The following is a 16,012-nucleotide window of genomic DNA, read 5'->3' on the forward strand; positions in this document are numbered from 1 at the left end:
AGCGAGCGTTGCACGCTTTGGCTTGCGTGACGCTGACCCGGGCTTACTGGATGACGAGTTCCGCTTGCAGCGCACCGGCGGCCTTGATCGCCTGCAGGATCGCGATGATTCCCTGCGGTTTGAGGCCGATCTGATTGAGCCCACGCACCAGGCGCTGCAAGTCTGCACCACGCAGAATGGCGATTTTGGCGCCCGGCTCATTCGCTTCGATGAAGGTCTGCGGCACCACCACAGTCTCGCCGCGCCGTGCAAAGGGCGATGGTTGCGACACGATCGGAGCCTCGGTAATCCTCACTGACAAATTGCCATGGGTCACCGCGACCGTCGAAATCTGCACATTGCGACCGATGACCACCGTTCCCGTACGCTCATCGACCACCACGCGGGCAGGTGTATCCGGCTCGACCAGCAGCTCCTCGATTTCGGCGATAAACCGCACCGGTGCAGTCGAACGTGGTCGTGACAGCACGATGGTTCGATAGTCGCGTTCGAACGCCACGACCTTCTGGTAACGGCCGCTACTATGGGCGTTGATCGCATCCATGATGCGCGTTGCGGTAACAAAATCCGGGTTCTTTAACTCAAGAATGAGCGATTCCATCTCGCTGAAACGCCCTTTGACCTCACGTTCGATCAACGCACCATTTGGGATACGGCCAGCCGTGGCCACACCCTGGCTGAGCGTTTGAGCAGCGCCTTCGACGTTGTAGCCACCTACAGCGATGGCGCCTTGCGCAACGGCATAGGTTTCGCCATCGGCACCGCGTAATTGCGTCATCACCAGCGTTCCGCCAAGCAGGGATGACGCGTCGCCAAGCGACGAAATCGCGACGTCGATCCGCGAACCACCCGCAACGAACGGCGGCAGGTCAGCCGTCACAACGACAGCTGCAACATTGCGCGTGCGCAACGAGGTTCCCCGGATATTGATGCCCATATTGTCGAGCATCGACTGCAACGACTGCTCGGTGAACGGCGCGTTGCGCAACGTGTCACCGGTCCCCTTAAGGCCGATCACAAGGCCATAGCCCAGGATCTGATTTTCGCGCACCCCCTTCAGATTGGCGATGTCCTTCACGCGCACAGCGGCATCCGCGGCCGAGATCGAAAGCGCAAGCAGGAGACCGCAAAAGATACGCAGCATCATCCGTTCTGAATCCGTACTGATCCGTCCTGCTGGACGATGCCCCGAATGGTCACGCCGGTGTCTAGATTGCGAAGCTGTACCAGCATGCCAGGACTGCCCGACTGCAGGGACGTTGCATAGGTGACGATAATGAGCCCATCATCCTCGACGAGCACCTTCACCACAGCACCGCGGGTGACGGCCTTGAGATCTTCGAGCCCGTTGATCGGAATCAGGTGCCCGGCCAACAGCGTACGACGTGCGATTCGGCCAACGAGCGACGCACGGTCATTGATGAAGGCACTTGCCCCCTGGATATTGGGCGCGAAGTTGCGATCCATGATCATCTCATCCCTGATGACATCACCGGGATAGATCGCCGTGGCCGGCACGGGATAGCGGACGGCATCTTCCGCGGCATTTGCGACGCCGGCGATGCCGGCCGCGAGCACGAAGCTCGCGAGCCAGCGGATGACGATGGTGACTGCGCGCATCAGGCCGACGTCCCGTTCTGTGGATTTACCGCAAGCCCTTGGAGATGGTCGAAGCCATCTCGTCAGCTGCCTGGATGACCTTCGAATTCATCTCATAGGAGCGCTGCGCCGAGATCAGTTCGGTAATTTCCTTCACTGGGTCAACGTTCGAACTCTCGAGATAATGCTGATGCAGCTTGCCGTAGCCGACATCCCCCGCAAAGCCGACAACCGGCACGCCGGACGAGACCGTCTCGCGATAGAGATTGCCACCCAGCGGATCCAGACCGGATTCATTGGAGAAGTTCGCGAGCGACAGCTGGCCGAGCTGAACAGGCGCAACGTTTCCGTCGACCTTCGCATAGACTTGGCCCGACTCGTTGACAGTGACGTCCACAGCATTCTGGGGAACGATGATCGCTGGCGTTACGAGATAGCCGTCCGGTGTCACGAGCTGGCGGTTTTCATTCACATTGAATGCACCGGCGCGGGTGTAAAGCGTCTCACCGTTAGGGCCGGCGATCTGGAACCAGCCGCGGCCATTGATGGCAAGGTCATAGGTATTGCCGGTCTGCGCCATTGCACCTTGCAAATGCAGCTTCCTCACGGCAGCAGAACGCACGCCGAGACCGAGCTTTGCTCCTTCGGGCACTGCACCTTCACCGCTTCGGTTGGGCACGCCCTGCGCACGGTCGATCTGATAGAACAGATCGGTGAACTCGGCGCGGGAGCGCTTGTACGAAGTCGTATTGATATTCGCGATATTGTTCGCGATCACTTCGACATTGAGTTGCTGCGCGCCCATACCGGTGGCAGCAATGGCCAGAGCTCTCATGATTGAACCTCAAATCGCCATTCGGCTGACTTCTTGATACGCCTGAACGACCTTGTCGCGGACGGCGACAGCCATCTGCAATGACCGCTCAGCAGACATGACCGCCTCGACCACCTTCTGTGCCGAGAGCTTGCCGTGGATGGACTGGATCGACGCGGCTTCGCCGGCCTTCATCGAGCCGATGGCATCGGCTGCGACTTGTTCGAGGACGTTATTGAACCCGACGGTGGACGCGCCAGGCTGGGCTGCCGGCGTCGCCGAATTGACGACCTGGCTGGTTTTGGCGAGCTCGCCAGCACTGCTGATGACTGAGGATACCGCTTCAAGCATTGTTAGCTCCTCAAGAGATCAATGGTCATCGACACCATGGATCTCACCTGTTTGATGACTTGAAGGTTAGCCTCGAAGGATCGATTGGTTTCCCGCATATCGCCCATTTCGATCAGCGAATTGACATTGGGCAGCCTCACATAGCCGGTCGAATCGGCAGCCGGATGGCCTGGCTCGTAATCCACGCGGAACGGCGCCTGATCGGTTCCGATATCCTTGACCTTGACCATTCGCACGCCCGCGGCACGATCCATCTCAGCCGTGAAGGTCGTCGTCTTGCGACGATAGGGGTCGGAGCCGGGCGTACGTCCGGTCGAATTGGCGTTAGCAAGGTTTTCCGACACGACTCGCAGGCGGGTCGACTGCGCCTCGAGGCCGGAACTCGCGATCTGAACGGATGCCTGCAATGGGTCGATCATTGTCACCTCCCTCAGGTCTTCATGCTTGTCATGAACATGCGATGAAACGATTTGACGATCGCCGTATTCAACGAATAGTCGCGATTGATATCGCCGGCCTTCAGCATTTCCTGCTCGAGGCTGACAGAATTTCCGGAGTGCACGGTTTCCCAGCTTTTTTCCTTGCGCATGCCCTGGGCCTCCACCGATGAACCGGTCGTAATGTGCGCCGGTGAGGTCACCGTCACGGGCACAACCTTGGCTTCAATGATCTTGTTGAATGGCTCAATGTCCTGCGCGCGATAGCCCGGCGTGTTCGCATTGGCGACATTCGACGAGATTGCGGATTGCCGCAGCGACAGCCATCGCTCATGCGATGAGGCAACATCGAAGAGATAGACGGGTCCCACTTATCCCCCAGACAAACATGATTCCTTCATCATGGTTTACGAATGGAAACTTGTCCGAGGCTGGAGATGCGTATCACGACATGCACGGCACTTACGCATTCGTCTTCTGTTTGCGCGAATGCAGGAAATAGATGATTTCTGCGACAGGGCGGAAGAACTCCGATGGAATCATCTTGTCGATATACGCGACATCATACATTGAGCGCGCCAGCATCTTGTCTTCCACCACTGGGACACCGTTCTTCTCGGCAATTTCCCTGATTTTCAGCGCGATCAGATCCTGTCCCTTTGCAAGCACCGTCGGCGCAGCGTCTTCGCCCTGCTTGTACTTCAACGCAATCGCGTAATGCGTCGGATTGGCGATCACCAGCGTGGCACGAGGCACGGCCGCCAGCATCGACTTGCGCGCGCGATCCCGCGCCAGCGAGCGCAGCCGCGATTTGACGATCGGATCGCCTTCGGCCTGCTTGAACTCGTCCTTGATCTCCTGCTTTGTCATGCGCAACTCGCGCCGCCAATGGAAGCGGGCCCAGACAAGATCGAGCGACACCAGGACAATGGTCGCAATGCTGATGGCGGAGACAAGTCGCATTGCCGTCGTCAACACCAATTCCGGAACAGCCGCCGGATCGCTAAACAATGCATTCACGGCCACGGCCTCCTCAGCCCGCAAGACGATCATCACGACCAGACTGATAGCGACGAACTTGAAGACCGACTTTCCGAATTCCACACGTCCCTGCGCGCCGAAGATCCTGCCCCACCCCTTCGCGATCGAAATGCGCGAAGCATCCGGCTGGATGCGATCGAACACAATGCGCGGCGCGTTCTGCAGGAAAGATGACGCCAGCCCGGCCAGCATCAGGACGATAACAATCGGAATAACCAGTCCCGCCGCACTCATACCGACCGCGGAGAGCAACCCAATAGCATCCGTCCCATTGCGGATGCGGATACCCGACGGATCGTCGATCAATCGGGTTAAAGTGAACGTCAGTTTTCTGACATTGTCGGTGGTCAGAAAGCTTTGAATAATCAATAGCGCGAGCATGGAGGCGAAAATCGGCGCTTCGCGCGAGACCGGGATCTGACCCTTCTCGACGGAATCACGAACCTTCTTCTCTGTCGCCTCTTCGGTTTTACTGTCCTTGTCGGGTTCGTCAGACACAATGCTCTATCTTCAGGTGAATACCGGCTGATCTTCTTGATCGGGATTGAGTTCAATTTCGCCGCGTCCGGCCATATCGAGCGCAAGGTCGGTAATGGCGCGCCGGGCATCCAGGATTTCGCGCTGATTCGCGGGGATACCGTTTGCCAGTTCGTGGTCCACCAGACGACGGGTGCGCGAGGCAAGCGACGACAGAATGAGCTCGCGGAATGTCGTATCCGATCCCTTGAGCGCCATCACCACACGGTCTGTTGGCACCTGATCGAAGATCAGCATGCGCGCCTTGGCCGTGAGATTGACGATGTCGTCGAAGGTAAACAGCATGCCCTTCAGAATCTCGGCCGACTTCGGCCGCGACTCGGTGAGGTTCTTCAGCGACTCTTCCATTTGCGTCCGCTCCATCTTGTTGATGATGTCGGCCATGCGCGGATAGGTATCGGACGCCAGGTTGCGGGCGAAGTTGATCATGAAGTCTTCATGCATCGTTTTCTCGATAATGCTCATGGCATCCTCGACGACGGGCTTGAGGCTGAGCATGCGTCGCATCAAGTCGTGACGGATATCCGGTGGCAGATGGCTCATCACGCGGGCAGCACAAGCCGGCTTTACGCGCGATAGAATCAATGCCGCAGTTTGCGGATGTTCCTTGAGGAGATAGTTGGCGAGCAGGCTTTCCGAGACAAGCGAGATGCGTTCCCACACCGACTTCGTCTTATTGCCCAGAACTTCGGAGATGATGTCAGTTATCTGCTCCGGCGGCAGCACGCCGTTCAGCAGCTTCTCCAACTCACCGACAGTGCCGAAGATATTCGGACCTTCCGAGAAATTCTGGGCGAATTCCTCGATGATGGTCTCGAGCTCCGGTCCCGAGATGGGTTTGAGCTCGGCCGCAGCGCGCGTGACCAGTTTGATCTCTTCGGGATCGAACTCCCGGAGCAGGCCGCCCGAGAGCTCGCGCCCCATGGCCAGCAGAAGAGCTGCCGCTTTCTCGGTGCCACCCAGCGGTTTGACGCTGGTGCCGGCGCGCTTAGCAGGTGCATTGAATGCCATGAGGAGTATCTCTTTGGGAAAGTCTCTTTAAGCGTCCGAATCCCCGGACGCTCCTCCGACGATTTCCGTCAGCGATACACCGAAACGCGAATTTTCATCTTCCACGACCACGACCGCGCCGCGCGCGACGATGCGTCCGTTGACGACCACTTCGACGGGCTCGCCCACACGGTGATCGAGCGGGATCACTGCGCCACGGCCGAGCTTCATCAGATCCGCGACCGGCATAGTCGCCGAACCGAGCAATACCTGCACCGTAACCGGGATGCGCAGGATCGGCTCGAGATTCGCCAGCCGACTTGTCTCCTCGGCAGCGCGACCCGCGAGATCTGCCAGTTTGCCGAACGACGCGCCGTCAGTCTTCAGCGCGTCGGTAGCCGTAGCGGCGCTTACCGGATCGATATCGAATGGTTGCTTCATATCCCCTGCCTTCTTGAAAATTCAAATATTGGCCTAAGCCGGATTTTGCGCTGCTGTGCGAGTATCGATCTCCGCGATGGCCTTGCGCGCCTCGTCGATCTTGTCACCGAGCGCCTGGACCATTTGCCGTCCGTCCGAGCTGAATTCGCGTACCATCAGCACCATGTCGTCCACCGTTTCATTGGTCTTGACGACCACAGTGGTGAACTCGCCCTGATGCGCGCGCAACTTCACGAGCTCGCGATGCATCTTGGTGACGCGGATGCTCGTGAAGAGCAGGGCTGCGAAAAGGATGATGTCAACGAGCGAGGATACCATCGATAAACTCCCGTTTTTGGTCGGCCGATTCCTTGACCTGCAGTGAATAGACACCGTTCATCTGGCCGAGCTGACACCAGAACAGGCGTTGATCATTGCATTCGAGACGAACCATGGTGTCCGGCGTGGCGTTGAGCTTGAGCACCTGGCCGACATGAAACTTGGCGACTTCGCCAAGCGTGAACTGCCGTTCTTCAAGAACCGCCTTCAGCACGACTTCGGTCCGTTTGATCTCGCTATGCAGCTGACGGCTCCAGTTCGGATCGGTGGACGCCGACTCACCGGATACGATCTGGGACAGCGCCTGACGGATCGGATTGAGCGCTGCATGCGGAATGACGATGAACATCTCGCCGCCGCGATCGAGACCTTGCAACAGGATCTTGGCGCATACAGCCATATTGTTGAGGCGACCAATCGCGAGGTAATCCATGCGCGTCTCGACGCGCTCCAGGTTGAACGTCACGTCCGAGGCACGGTCGAATGACGCTTGCAACGCTTTGCCGAAGCGCTCGAACAGCGCCTGCGCGACATGCAGTTCCACATTCGAGAATACCCGCGGCATATCCAGCGGCGGCTCGGCACCATCGGCGCCGAACAGAAGCTCAATCATGGTGTAAACGAAATCGCGATCGAAGCCGATGAGGATGCGCGCGTCCCATGCTTGCGCGTAGAACACAGCGGCAATTGCCTCGCCCTCATAGCGATCGAGGATATCGGAGAGACGATCGCTGCCCACGCTGCTCAGCGAGAAATACGACTGCGACGGCGACATGGATCGCAGGCTTTCGGCGCAAAGATTTGTCATCTGGTCGAAAATCACATGCAGCATCGGCATGCGTTCGACGGAAATTCCGGCGGCCCCTAGAAGTTGATCCGATCCTTGATCTACACGGCCTGACTTCACGTCTGACATCAGGCCCGTGCTCCCGCTTTCGCCGAGGGTTCAGCAGGTGCCGCTTTTGCAGCACCGCCTGAGATAGTTTCGCTTTCGACGACGTCGATCGACGGGCGCTCGCCAGGGCCGATCATCTTGCGACCATGTTCGATCGCGATCTGTGGCAAGGCCCCATTCATAAAGGCCAGCAGCGACTGCTTGACGATCACATACATCCGGGCGCGCTGCTCACGCACCATCTTGATCTTGTGGGCGAGCGGCGCGACGAGCCCGTAAGACAGGAAGATGCCCGCAAACGTGCCGACCAGCGCGGCACCGATAAAGCCACCGAGCAGTTTCGGGGATTGATCGAGTGCACCCATCGCCTTGATGACACCGAGCACAGCAGCGACGATGCCAAGCGCCGGCAGCCCTTCGGCCACCATCATCAGCGAACCATATGGCTTCATCTTGCTGCGGATGATGGTCTCGATCTCTTCGTCCATCAGCGCTTCGATCTCGTGCGGCCGAGCGCTCCCCATGATAATCAGACGGAAGTAATCGCAAATGAAGTGGGTGAGCGGCTCGTTGGCGAGCACTGTCGGGAAAGCGGTAAAAATTTCAGACGACGGAGGATCGTCGATATGGGCCTCCACCTCGTTACGGCCCTTGTTCCGCACTTCACGCATCAGCGAGTGCAAAAGCCCCAACAGATCAAGGTAGTGACGCTGCTTTGGCACCGCTGCCGTCAATGCCTGCACGGTAGCGCGACCGGTGTCGACCACGGTTTTCCAGGGATTCGCGATGACATAGGTACCCAGCGACATCCCCATGATGATGACGAACTCCCAGGGCTGCCATATCACGCTGAGATGCCCGCCCATCGCGGTGAAGCCGCCGATCAGACTGGCGAGTGTGATGATGACACCAAAGAGAATACTCAAGCGCACCGCTCCAGATTGAGGATGCGACTCACTTAGGCAACGATGCTTGCACGAGGCTGACATCGGCCTGCGGCGGCCAGCCCCGCGCAAGCTTGTCCGGGGAATTTGAGGCCAATCTCGCCGCATGCGCCCGCAGACTGGGAACCCACTGCCGATGGTCTCGACAATCGCAAGCTACCAGCTGATCTCCAAGAATATCGTCAAATCGTTGCAGCAGACGATGGAGAAGCCGGACGTGTCGAAGGACACGGAATACTACCTGTCACACATCCGCGATGTGAAGACGATCGACGAATTCATCGGTGACTATCGCCTGTTCAGCTATGCCATGAAGGCCTATGGGCTGAGCGACATGACCTATGCCAAGGCCTTCATGCGCAAGGTTCTCACGGAAGGTGTCGCCAGCTCGGCCACGTTCGCCAACAAGCTTTCGGACGCCCGCTACCGCGAATTCGCCACCGCATTCGACTTCGCCAAGCTGGGTGAGCAGGCGACAAGCACCACCGCCGCACAAGTCGGAGTCGTCGAGAAATACGTTCGACAGCAGCTTGAGGAAGACGCTGGATCACAGAATGAAGGCATTCGCCTGGCACTCTATTTCGAGCGCAAGGCACCCAAGATCACCAGCATCTATCAGATTCTGGCAGATCCAGCGCTACTCAAGGTCGCCCAGATCGCGCTTGGTGTGTCATCGATGACCTCGATGGCGGATGTCGACAAACAGGCGAATATGCTTGGCGCGAAAATCGACATCACGGATTTCCAGACCCCGGAAAAATTGCAGAAATTCCTGCAGCGTTTTTCGGTGATGTGGGAGATGGAGAACGGAACGTCCACCACGCAGCCGGCTTCAAGCATCCTCATCACACAGCCGCTCGAAATGGGCCTCAGCACGGATGTGCTGACCAGCCTGCAGAACCTGAAAATCGGACGATAAAATGCAATCAGCACTCTATGTCAGCCTCTCGGCCCAGGTCTCGCTCGAAAAACGGCTCGAAACCATCGCGAACAATATGGCGAATATGAAAACGGCCGCATTTCGTGCTGACGCAGTGAAATTCGAGACTGCGATGTCGCGCGCAGCGGCGCAGGCGGTCGCTTTTTCTTCGCCGGGCGAGAACTTCATCTCGCGCAAGGAAGGCGCCATTACCCAGACCGGTAATACGCTGGACGTCGCGGTCACCGGAAACAGCATGGCCGCCTATCCCGGCGGCCCCGACCCCGGCCACACGACATGGATGGCATTTGCTGGCCCGAACGGCACTGTCTATACGCGCGACGGCCGCATGCAGATCGACATCAATGGGCAGCTTCAGACCCTCACCGGCTATCCCGTGCTGGATTCGGGCGGCACGCCGATCATCGTCGATCCCGATGCAGGCCCGCTCACCATCGTGCGCGACGGCACCATTTCGCAGGGCCGGATCCAGGTCGGTCAGCTTGGCCTGTTCGACATCGCACCGGACGCAAAGCTGGAGCGGTTTGGAACATCGGGCGTGATCCCCAACAGGCCGGCAACCGCTGCGCTCGATTTCGTCACGGTCGGCTTTCAGCAGGGCTATGTCGAGGGATCGAATGTGGATCCTCTGACAGAACTGACGCAGATGATGACCGCGCAACGCACCTTCCAGAGCGTCAGCTCATTGATCGATAATTCCGAAGGCACAATGCAAAATGCCATTCGTACGCTGGGCGATCCAAAGGCCTGATGCCTGACGTGACCGGCGGGAGAGCTCGATGAACGCGCTTGAAAAACTCGAATCGACCATCGCAACCCTCCGCAGGGACGTACCGACCGTACGTGTCGGCGGCATGGTGTCCGAGGTCACGCCGACGCATTTCCGCGTCTCGGGCCTGTCGCGATACGTCAAGCTCGGCGAGCTGATCGGACTGGAGATCGACAAGCGGGTTCATCTCGGTGAGGTCGTGCGAATCGACAATGACGGTGTAACGGCCAAGCCGTTCGACTCGCACTTCGCCGCAGGCCTTGGCGTTCCCGCTTTCCGAATGCCTCCCAAGACACTGTCGCCGCATCCGTCCTGGAAAGGCCGCGTCATCAATGCGCTCGGCGAGCCACTGGACGGCGCCGGCGATATGCCGGTCGGCGAGCGCGAGATGCAGACAGATGCAAATCCTCCGCCGGCGATGAGCCGCTCGCGCGTCAGCAAACCACTTCGCACCGGCGTGCGGGTGGTGGACCTCTTCACACCGCTTTGCATCGGCCAGCGCATCGGCGTCTTTGCCGGCTCCGGCGTCGGCAAGACCACGCTGCTCTCGATGCTGGCACGCGGGTCCGACTTCGACGCTGTCGTCACCGCACTCGTCGGCGAGCGTGGCCGCGAAGTCCGCGAATTTCTCGAAGAATCGCTGGTGCATCACAAATCGCGCGCCATCACTGTGGTCTCAACCAGTGACGAGAGCCCGATGATGCGGCGGCTGGCGCCGAAGACGGCGATGACCATCGCCGAATATTTCCGCGATCGCGGCGAATCGGTGCTGCTGATCGTCGATTCGGTGACGCGCTTCGCCCATGCATTGCGCGAAGTCGCACTCGCCACCGGCGAGCCGGCGATCGCACGCGGCTATGCGCCGAGCGTGTTCAGCGAACTCCCACGCCTCCTCGAGCGTTCGGGATCGGGCCTCGAAGGCCAGGGCTCCATTACCGGCGTCTTCGCCGTACTGGTTGATGGTGACGATCACAACGAGCCTGTGGCCGATACGGTGCGCGGTACGCTGGATGGGCACATCATGCTGGATCGCGACGTCGCCGATCAGGGCCGGTATCCCGCCGTCAATGTGCTCTCATCAGTCTCGCGCCTCGGCCAGCACGTATGGTCGCCGGAGGAAGCCAATCTGGTCCGGAAGCTGCGTGCCATGATCGCGCGTTTCGAGGACACCCGCGACCTTCGCCTGATGGGCGGCTATCAGCCCGGCCGTGACAGCGAGCTGGACCAGGCCGTTCAACTGGTGCCCAAGATCTACGACGTGCTGCAACAGCATCCGACCGACCCATCCTGCGCCGAGCCGTTCCAGGAATTGCTGAGCGTGATCAAGACTGCGATCGGGTAACCACCCTCCCGCGCTCTAGACACCCGGGATCGATTCGAGATTCGCCGCCGCGACGATTGCGCCGGATCGCACGAGTCGAAGCGACTTCTGGATATCGTCGTGAAAATATCGGTCCTCGTCGAGATGGGCGACTTCGGCCCGGATACGTTCGCGAACACCCTCGAGGCGGTCGCTGGACTTGAGCGGCGCATGAAAATCGCAGCCTTGCGCACCCGCCAGGAGCTCGATGGCAATGACGGCCATTGCATTCTCGATCATCGGCAGCAGCCGGCGCGCCGCATGGGCAGCCATCGAGACATGATCTTCCTGGTTGGCCGATGTCGGAATCGAATCGACGCTGGCCGGATAGGCCCGCTGCTTGTTCTCCGACACCAGCGCTGCGGCAGTGACCTGAGCGATCATGAAGCCGGAATTGAGCCCCGGCTTCGGTGTCAGGAACGCCGGCACACCGGAGAGTGCCGGGTCCACCAGCATGGCGATCCGGCGCTCTGAAATCGATCCGATCTCACAGATCGCAAGCGCCATCATATCCGCCGCAAACGCAACCGGTGCAGCATGAAAATTGCCACCGGAGATCGCGACATCGTCGTCGGCAAAGACCAGAGGATTGTCAGAGACGCCATTCGCCTCGGTCAGCAGCGTAGTGGCCGCCTGCCGCAAAACGTCCAGCGCGGCGCCCATCACCTGAGGCTGACAGCGGAGGCAATAAGGATCCTGAACGCGGACGTCGCCGGTACGGTGCGATTCGCGAATCGCGCTGCCGGCAAGAAGTTCCTTCAATGCCTGGGCCGATACGATCTGCCCTTCATGCTTGCGCAGTTGATGGATGCGTGGATCGAACGGCGTATCCGAGCCACGCGCGGCATCGGTCGAGAGGGCGCCGCTGACGATGGCGGTCTTGAAGAGGATTTCAGCCTCGAACAATCCCGCAAGTGCATAGGCCGTCGAGAACTGTGTGCCGTTCAGCAGCGCCAGTCCTTCCTTGGCCTGCAGCTCGATCGGCTGCAGACCGGCACTGGCGAGCGCCTCCGTTGCCGGCAATCGCCCTAAATTCGTCAGCGCCTCGCCGACACCGATCAGGACCGACGCCATATGCGCGAGCGGGGCCAGATCGCCGGAGGCGCCGACCGATCCCTGCGCGGGCACGATGGGCGTGATGTCATGCGCAATCATGGCGCTGAGCAACTGGACGGTCTCCATGCGGATGCCAGAGAAACCCTGCGCCAGACTCGCAAGCTTGAGGCACATCATCAGCCGCACCACTGACGCTGGCGCCGGGTCACCGACGCCCACGCAATGCGACAGCACGATGTTTTTCTGGAGAGCCGTGATGCTTTCGGCCTCTATGCCGACATGTGCAAGCTTTCCGAAGCCCGTATTGATGCCATAGACGGGTTCCCCCTTGGCGACGATCCGGACAACGGCGTCAACGCTGGCATTGATGCGGGGAATACAGCTCTCATCAAGGACTGGTACAGCACCCCGATAGATCGACCGCCAGTCCGCCAGCGTCACCGCACCCGGTGTGAACCGCATTGTCATAAAAGTGCCTCCAGGCCATCAGTTGATGGGCACAAGGCACCACATTCAACGCTGCGCTTCAACGTCTGCACGCAACAAAACGGCCACCCCTGCGACTGGCCTTTCAGCAGATCGACAGTCAGATCGTGCGCTGCGACGTGCGACGCAGTGCCACGCTTGGCTTATGGCTTCCAGCCACCGCCCGGCTGGTTGCCGAGATAAGCCACGTTGCGACAGTGCCCCCACGGACCGCGCCAGTAACCGGGAGAGCAGCCGTTACCCATCACGGGAGCTTCCTGATAATAGCCGCCCGGGAGCGGGCCGTAGTAAGGTGTATAGCGGCAGCCACCATAGGGACCACGCCAGCCATTCGGACCACAGCCACCCGCAACCGGGATCCCGTGCACGTCGACAACGATGCTCTGGCTCATCATCGGCGCAGCACTTGCCTGCGTCGAGACAATGAACATGGCAACGAAACATGCCGCCATCATGTGCGGAATTTTAGCCATTCTATTCCTCTGGATGAATTGAAGATTGGCCCCGACGAAAGCACCCTCGCGTTGCCGCGTGATGCGCAACCCGAAGCTGCGCTGGTCTTCATTTTGCTTAGAAGCGCGGGGTACCGGTTGCAATTCCGTTCTCCCGATGTGACTGCACAACTCGTTCGGTTAGTTATCCGCCCGTTAAAAGCGACAAACGGAGCTAGGGGGCGGAGTGCTTGTCCCGGAGACCGGAGCTCTGCGTCTGATCGCGCGCTGCTATCGAAAGCCCTGCGGCGCCACCTAATTCAATTGCTGCAAGGCGAGAGCCGGGTTGCGTGGAGCTCGATTCTCGCGCTACCACCGGCCGCCATGCAATCGCTTGATGAAAGATACCCGTGCTTCCCTGGAAACTGATCGATACGACCGAAGTACCCGGTGGCGGCGTGCCGCTGCGCCTGATGCAGCGCGGGCACGAGTTCACGATCAAGCTCGGCCAGAACGAATTGATGAGCAGTCGGCTGTTCGGCTCCGAGGAAGCGCTGGCGACGCTCACCTGCTTTCGCCTCAAGGACATGAAAGCGCCGCGGCTTTTGATCGGCGGTTATGGCATGGGCTTTACATTGCGCGCGGCGCTAAAGGTGCTTGGCCCGAAGGCGAAGATCACCGTGGTCGAACTGGTACCTGCAATTGTCGCCTGGGCGCGTGGCCCAATGGCCGAGCTGTCTGGCGACAGCCTGAATGATCCGCGTGTGGAGATTGTCGAAGGCGATGTCGTTAAAGCCATCGCCGGCGCGCGCGGCAAGTATGATGCGATCCTGCTCGACGTCGATAACGGACCCGAAGGCCTGACGCGAAAATCGAACGATGCCCTCTATGACCTGAAGGGGTTGCGCGCGGCCCAGGCCGCGCTCAGTCCGGGCGGGGTGTTGGCCGTCTGGTCGTCATTTCCATATGACAAATTCACGGCACTCCTCGGCAAGGCAGGCTTCAATGCCGAGGAAATCAAAATCCGCGCCACGGGCACACGCGGTGGCGCCCGTCATGTCATCTGGCTGGCGACGAAGCCAAAAACATAACCGTCGTCGCGATGAGGTCTTAATAGGCAACCGAACGCCGACTACGCCGCGGTTCGCCATAAGGCTGCGGGCTGAAGGCCAGGCGCGGATTGACGATGCAATCGACCCCGCGGCCCGATGCGGTCGCCTGGCACGCCTCATAGCTCGGATAGGAGCAATCGGTCCCGAAGGCCTGCGACTGGATGCAATAGGGATAGGCCGGAGCGGCGGCTGCAGGGCTCGAAGCCGTGCCCGAAACACAGCCAACGGCCAGCGCAGCCAGCATCAGATTACGCATCATGTTCTCTCCTCCGCGACAGCGGTCCTATGACTCTCCAGAAAGCAACAGAGCCTGCGGATGAACGTTCCCGCAGGCTCCGGTACATCCCGGTCTCGTGATCACGCGCTTATACTGGCGCAATCACGAGGGACACCATAGCGTTGCATGGGCTCATTCGACCTTGAGGCCTGCGGCCTTGACCACTTTCTCCCACTTCTCGGTCTCCGCGACGATCATCTTGCCGAAGGCTTCCGGCGGCCCGATCAGCGGTTCGCCGCCGAGATCGATCAGCTTGGCCTTGACTGCCGGATCAGCCAGCACCGCATTTACGTCGGCGTTGAGCTTGGCGATGATCTCCGGCGGAGTCTTCTTCGGCGCACCCATGCCGAACAAAGCGCTGGCCTCATAACCCGGCACGGTTTCCGCAACGGTCGGCACGTCCGGCAACAACGATGACTTCTCGGTGGTCGTCACCGCCAGCGCACGAAGGCTGCCCGAGCGGATATGCTGGATGATTGACGGCATGTTGTCGAAGATCACCTGGACCTGACCGCCGAGCATATCAGTGATCGCTGGCGCGGCACCGCGATAGGGCACATGCTGCATCTTGGCGCCTGACAGCATCATGAACATCTCGCCGGACAGATGCACCGAGGTGCCGTTACCCGACGACGCCATGTTCACCTTGCCCGGATTGGCCTTCACATAGGCGATGAATTCCGCAACGGTCTTCGCAGTGATGTCCTTGTTGACGGTCATCACATTGGCTGTGCGATGGAAGGCGGCGACAGGCGCGATGTCGCGCACGAAATTGAAGCTCAGCTTCCCATAAAGCGTGGCGTTGATGTAGTTCGCCGGATTGACCAGCAGGATCGTGTAGCCATCAGGCTCCGCATTCACGACGGATTCAGTGCCGATATTGTTGCCGGCGCCCGGCTTGTTCTCGACGACGAATTGTTGGCCGGTTCGTTCGGACAGCTTCTGTCCGATCAGGCGGGCCAGAATATCGGTTGCACCGCCGGCAGGATAGCCGACGACAAAGCGAACCGGCCGCGTCGGATAGTCCACGGCCAGCGCCGAGCTGACAGGAACGACAGCGGTTGCAGCAAAAGCAGAAAAGCCAAGCGCAATCAGACCGATCGCGGCACGACGTGAAGCCATAATTTTATTCCCTCCGGCTGCCGCGACTTTGTGCGCGGTCAGCGTGTGTTGAATTGACAACGGCCGTATCTACCAAACAATTCAACTATCGA

General features: G+C 59.6%; 20 protein-coding genes. 4 read left to right on the plus strand and 16 right to left on the minus strand.

What is annotated here, in order from left to right; all coding sequences use genetic code 11:
* Window positions 1-43: 43 nt before the first annotated feature.
* The 12 genes from flgI to motA all read right to left on the minus strand — a co-directional run bounded on the left by flgI (window position 44) and on the right by motA (window position 8,349).
* Window positions 44-1,144: a flagellar basal body P-ring protein FlgI gene (flgI, locus tag ACEK02_RS03015; protein WP_371420415.1), complete on the minus strand. Its 1,101-nt coding sequence runs from the start codon at window positions 1,142-1,144 to the stop codon at window positions 44-46.
* Window positions 1,144-1,620, minus strand: a complete 477-nt coding sequence (gene flgA, locus ACEK02_RS03020) for a flagellar basal body P-ring formation chaperone FlgA (protein ID WP_371420321.1) — start codon at window positions 1,618-1,620, stop codon at window positions 1,144-1,146. The genes flgI and flgA overlap by 1 nt, the downstream gene beginning before the upstream one ends.
* A gap of 25 nt (window positions 1,621-1,645) precedes the next feature.
* Window positions 1,646-2,434, minus strand: coding sequence for a flagellar basal-body rod protein FlgG (flgG, locus tag ACEK02_RS03025; RefSeq protein WP_371420322.1), 789 nt, complete (start codon window positions 2,432-2,434; stop codon window positions 1,646-1,648).
* A gap of 9 nt (window positions 2,435-2,443) precedes the next feature.
* Complete coding sequence (locus tag ACEK02_RS03030) at window positions 2,444-2,764, minus strand: flagellar hook-basal body complex protein FliE (RefSeq protein WP_371420323.1); 321 nt, start codon at window positions 2,762-2,764, stop codon at window positions 2,444-2,446.
* Window positions 2,765-2,766: 2 nt separating this feature from the next.
* Complete coding sequence (flgC, locus tag ACEK02_RS03035) at window positions 2,767-3,183, minus strand: flagellar basal body rod protein FlgC (protein WP_371420324.1); 417 nt, start codon at window positions 3,181-3,183, stop codon at window positions 2,767-2,769.
* A gap of 11 nt (window positions 3,184-3,194) precedes the next feature.
* The gene (gene flgB, locus ACEK02_RS03040; RefSeq protein ID WP_371420325.1) at window positions 3,195-3,572 is read right to left on the minus strand and encodes a flagellar basal body rod protein FlgB; all 378 of its coding nucleotides are present in this window, start codon (window positions 3,570-3,572) and stop codon (window positions 3,195-3,197) included.
* Window positions 3,573-3,663: 91 nt separating this feature from the next.
* Window positions 3,664-4,740, minus strand: coding sequence for a flagellar biosynthesis protein FlhB (gene flhB / locus ACEK02_RS03045; RefSeq protein WP_371420326.1), 1,077 nt, complete (start codon window positions 4,738-4,740; stop codon window positions 3,664-3,666).
* Window positions 4,741-4,752: 12 nt separating this feature from the next.
* Window positions 4,753-5,790: a flagellar motor switch protein FliG gene (locus tag ACEK02_RS03050; RefSeq protein WP_371420327.1), complete on the minus strand. Its 1,038-nt coding sequence runs from the start codon at window positions 5,788-5,790 to the stop codon at window positions 4,753-4,755.
* Window positions 5,791-5,817: 27 nt separating this feature from the next.
* A complete protein-coding gene (fliN, locus tag ACEK02_RS03055; protein WP_371420328.1) occupies window positions 5,818-6,210 on the minus strand; it encodes a flagellar motor switch protein FliN in 393 nt (130 codons plus the stop codon).
* A 33-nt stretch (window positions 6,211-6,243) separates the two neighbouring features.
* Window positions 6,244-6,528, minus strand: a complete 285-nt coding sequence (locus tag ACEK02_RS03060; protein WP_371420329.1) for a hypothetical protein — start codon at window positions 6,526-6,528, stop codon at window positions 6,244-6,246.
* On the minus strand, window positions 6,509-7,444 hold the full coding sequence (locus ACEK02_RS03065) for a FliM/FliN family flagellar motor switch protein (RefSeq protein WP_371420330.1): 936 nt from the start codon (window positions 7,442-7,444) through the stop codon (window positions 6,509-6,511). Before ACEK02_RS03065 ends, ACEK02_RS03060 begins: the two co-directional genes overlap by 20 nt.
* Entirely contained in the window at window positions 7,444-8,349 is a 906-nt protein-coding gene (motA, locus tag ACEK02_RS03070; RefSeq protein WP_371420416.1) for a flagellar motor stator protein MotA, read from the minus strand. The genes ACEK02_RS03065 and motA overlap by 1 nt, the downstream gene beginning before the upstream one ends.
* A gap of 154 nt (window positions 8,350-8,503) precedes the next feature.
* Between motA and ACEK02_RS03075 the strand changes: the two genes are divergently transcribed.
* From ACEK02_RS03075 to fliI, 3 genes are read left to right on the plus strand one after another with little or no spacing between them, the layout of a single operon-like run.
* Window positions 8,504-9,286 carry a DUF1217 domain-containing protein gene (locus ACEK02_RS03075; RefSeq protein ID WP_371420331.1) on the plus strand — a complete coding sequence of 261 codons (783 nt, stop codon included), beginning with the start codon at window positions 8,504-8,506 and terminating at the stop codon, window positions 9,284-9,286.
* 1 nt (window position 9,287) lies between these two features.
* Window positions 9,288-10,058 (plus strand): flagellar basal-body rod protein FlgF, encoded by a 771-nt coding sequence (gene flgF, locus ACEK02_RS03080; RefSeq protein ID WP_371420332.1) that lies wholly within the window; start codon window positions 9,288-9,290, stop codon window positions 10,056-10,058.
* 28 nt (window positions 10,059-10,086) lie between these two features.
* Window positions 10,087-11,418: a flagellar protein export ATPase FliI gene (fliI, locus tag ACEK02_RS03085; RefSeq protein WP_371420333.1), complete on the plus strand. Its 1,332-nt coding sequence runs from the start codon at window positions 10,087-10,089 to the stop codon at window positions 11,416-11,418.
* Between the two features lie 15 nt (window positions 11,419-11,433).
* Here the strand turns inward: fliI and hutH are convergent, their stop codons facing one another.
* Together hutH and ACEK02_RS03095 are read right to left on the minus strand one after the other, a co-directional pair.
* Entirely contained in the window at window positions 11,434-12,960 is a 1,527-nt protein-coding gene (gene hutH, locus ACEK02_RS03090; protein ID WP_371420334.1) for a histidine ammonia-lyase, read from the minus strand.
* A gap of 161 nt (window positions 12,961-13,121) precedes the next feature.
* The gene (locus ACEK02_RS03095; protein WP_371420417.1) at window positions 13,122-13,373 is read right to left on the minus strand and encodes a GCG_CRPN prefix-to-repeats domain-containing protein; all 252 of its coding nucleotides are present in this window, start codon (window positions 13,371-13,373) and stop codon (window positions 13,122-13,124) included.
* Window positions 13,374-13,819: 446 nt separating this feature from the next.
* Between ACEK02_RS03095 and ACEK02_RS03100 the strand changes: the two genes are divergently transcribed.
* A complete protein-coding gene (locus ACEK02_RS03100; RefSeq protein WP_371420335.1) occupies window positions 13,820-14,500 on the plus strand; it encodes a spermidine synthase in 681 nt (226 codons plus the stop codon).
* A 19-nt stretch (window positions 14,501-14,519) separates the two neighbouring features.
* On the opposite strand, the gene ACEK02_RS03105 is transcribed toward ACEK02_RS03100, so the two are convergent.
* Complete coding sequence (locus ACEK02_RS03105; RefSeq protein WP_371420336.1) at window positions 14,520-14,780, minus strand: DUF3551 domain-containing protein; 261 nt, start codon at window positions 14,778-14,780, stop codon at window positions 14,520-14,522.
* Window positions 14,781-14,930: 150 nt separating this feature from the next.
* Window positions 14,931-15,920 (minus strand): Bug family tripartite tricarboxylate transporter substrate binding protein, encoded by a 990-nt coding sequence (locus ACEK02_RS03110; RefSeq protein ID WP_371420337.1) that lies wholly within the window; start codon window positions 15,918-15,920, stop codon window positions 14,931-14,933.
* Between the last annotated feature and the right edge of the window lie 92 nt (window positions 15,921-16,012).

It is taken from the genome of Tardiphaga sp., assembly GCF_041424195.1.
GTDB lineage: Bacteria > Pseudomonadota > Alphaproteobacteria > Rhizobiales > Xanthobacteraceae > Tardiphaga.

Excerpts from the sequence above, each read along its gene's own strand:
- ACEK02_RS03050 (WP_371420327.1), bottom strand. The coding sequence starts at position 5,790 with ATGGCATTCAATGCACCTGCTAAGCGCGCCGGCACCAGCGTCAAACCG.
- ACEK02_RS03105 (WP_371420336.1), bottom strand. The coding sequence starts at position 14,780 with ATGATGCGTAATCTGATGCTGGCTGCGCTGGCCGTTGGCTGTGTTTCG.
- ACEK02_RS03030 (WP_371420323.1), bottom strand. The coding sequence starts at position 2,764 with ATGCTTGAAGCGGTATCCTCAGTCATCAGCAGTGCTGGCGAGCTCGCC.
- flgG (WP_371420322.1), bottom strand. The coding sequence starts at position 2,434 with ATGAGAGCTCTGGCCATTGCTGCCACCGGTATGGGCGCGCAGCAACTC.
- ACEK02_RS03065 (WP_371420330.1), bottom strand. The coding sequence starts at position 7,444 with ATGTCAGACGTGAAGTCAGGCCGTGTAGATCAAGGATCGGATCAACTT.
- flgI (WP_371420415.1), bottom strand. The coding sequence starts at position 1,144 with ATGCTGCGTATCTTTTGCGGTCTCCTGCTTGCGCTTTCGATCTCGGCC.
- flgC (WP_371420324.1), bottom strand. The coding sequence starts at position 3,183 with ATGATCGACCCATTGCAGGCATCCGTTCAGATCGCGAGTTCCGGCCTC.
- flgA (WP_371420321.1), bottom strand. The coding sequence starts at position 1,620 with ATGCGCGCAGTCACCATCGTCATCCGCTGGCTCGCGAGCTTCGTGCTC.
- fliI (WP_371420333.1), top strand. The coding sequence starts at position 10,087 with ATGAACGCGCTTGAAAAACTCGAATCGACCATCGCAACCCTCCGCAGG.
- flgF (WP_371420332.1), top strand. The coding sequence starts at position 9,288 with ATGCAATCAGCACTCTATGTCAGCCTCTCGGCCCAGGTCTCGCTCGAA.
- hutH (WP_371420334.1), bottom strand. The coding sequence starts at position 12,960 with ATGACAATGCGGTTCACACCGGGTGCGGTGACGCTGGCGGACTGGCGG.
- ACEK02_RS03110 (WP_371420337.1), bottom strand. The coding sequence starts at position 15,920 with ATGGCTTCACGTCGTGCCGCGATCGGTCTGATTGCGCTTGGCTTTTCT.
- ACEK02_RS03075 (WP_371420331.1), top strand. The coding sequence starts at position 8,504 with ATGGTCTCGACAATCGCAAGCTACCAGCTGATCTCCAAGAATATCGTC.
- fliN (WP_371420328.1), bottom strand. The coding sequence starts at position 6,210 with ATGAAGCAACCATTCGATATCGATCCGGTAAGCGCCGCTACGGCTACC.
- ACEK02_RS03060 (WP_371420329.1), bottom strand. The coding sequence starts at position 6,528 with ATGGTATCCTCGCTCGTTGACATCATCCTTTTCGCAGCCCTGCTCTTC.
- ACEK02_RS03095 (WP_371420417.1), bottom strand. The coding sequence starts at position 13,373 with ATGATGAGCCAGAGCATCGTTGTCGACGTGCACGGGATCCCGGTTGCG.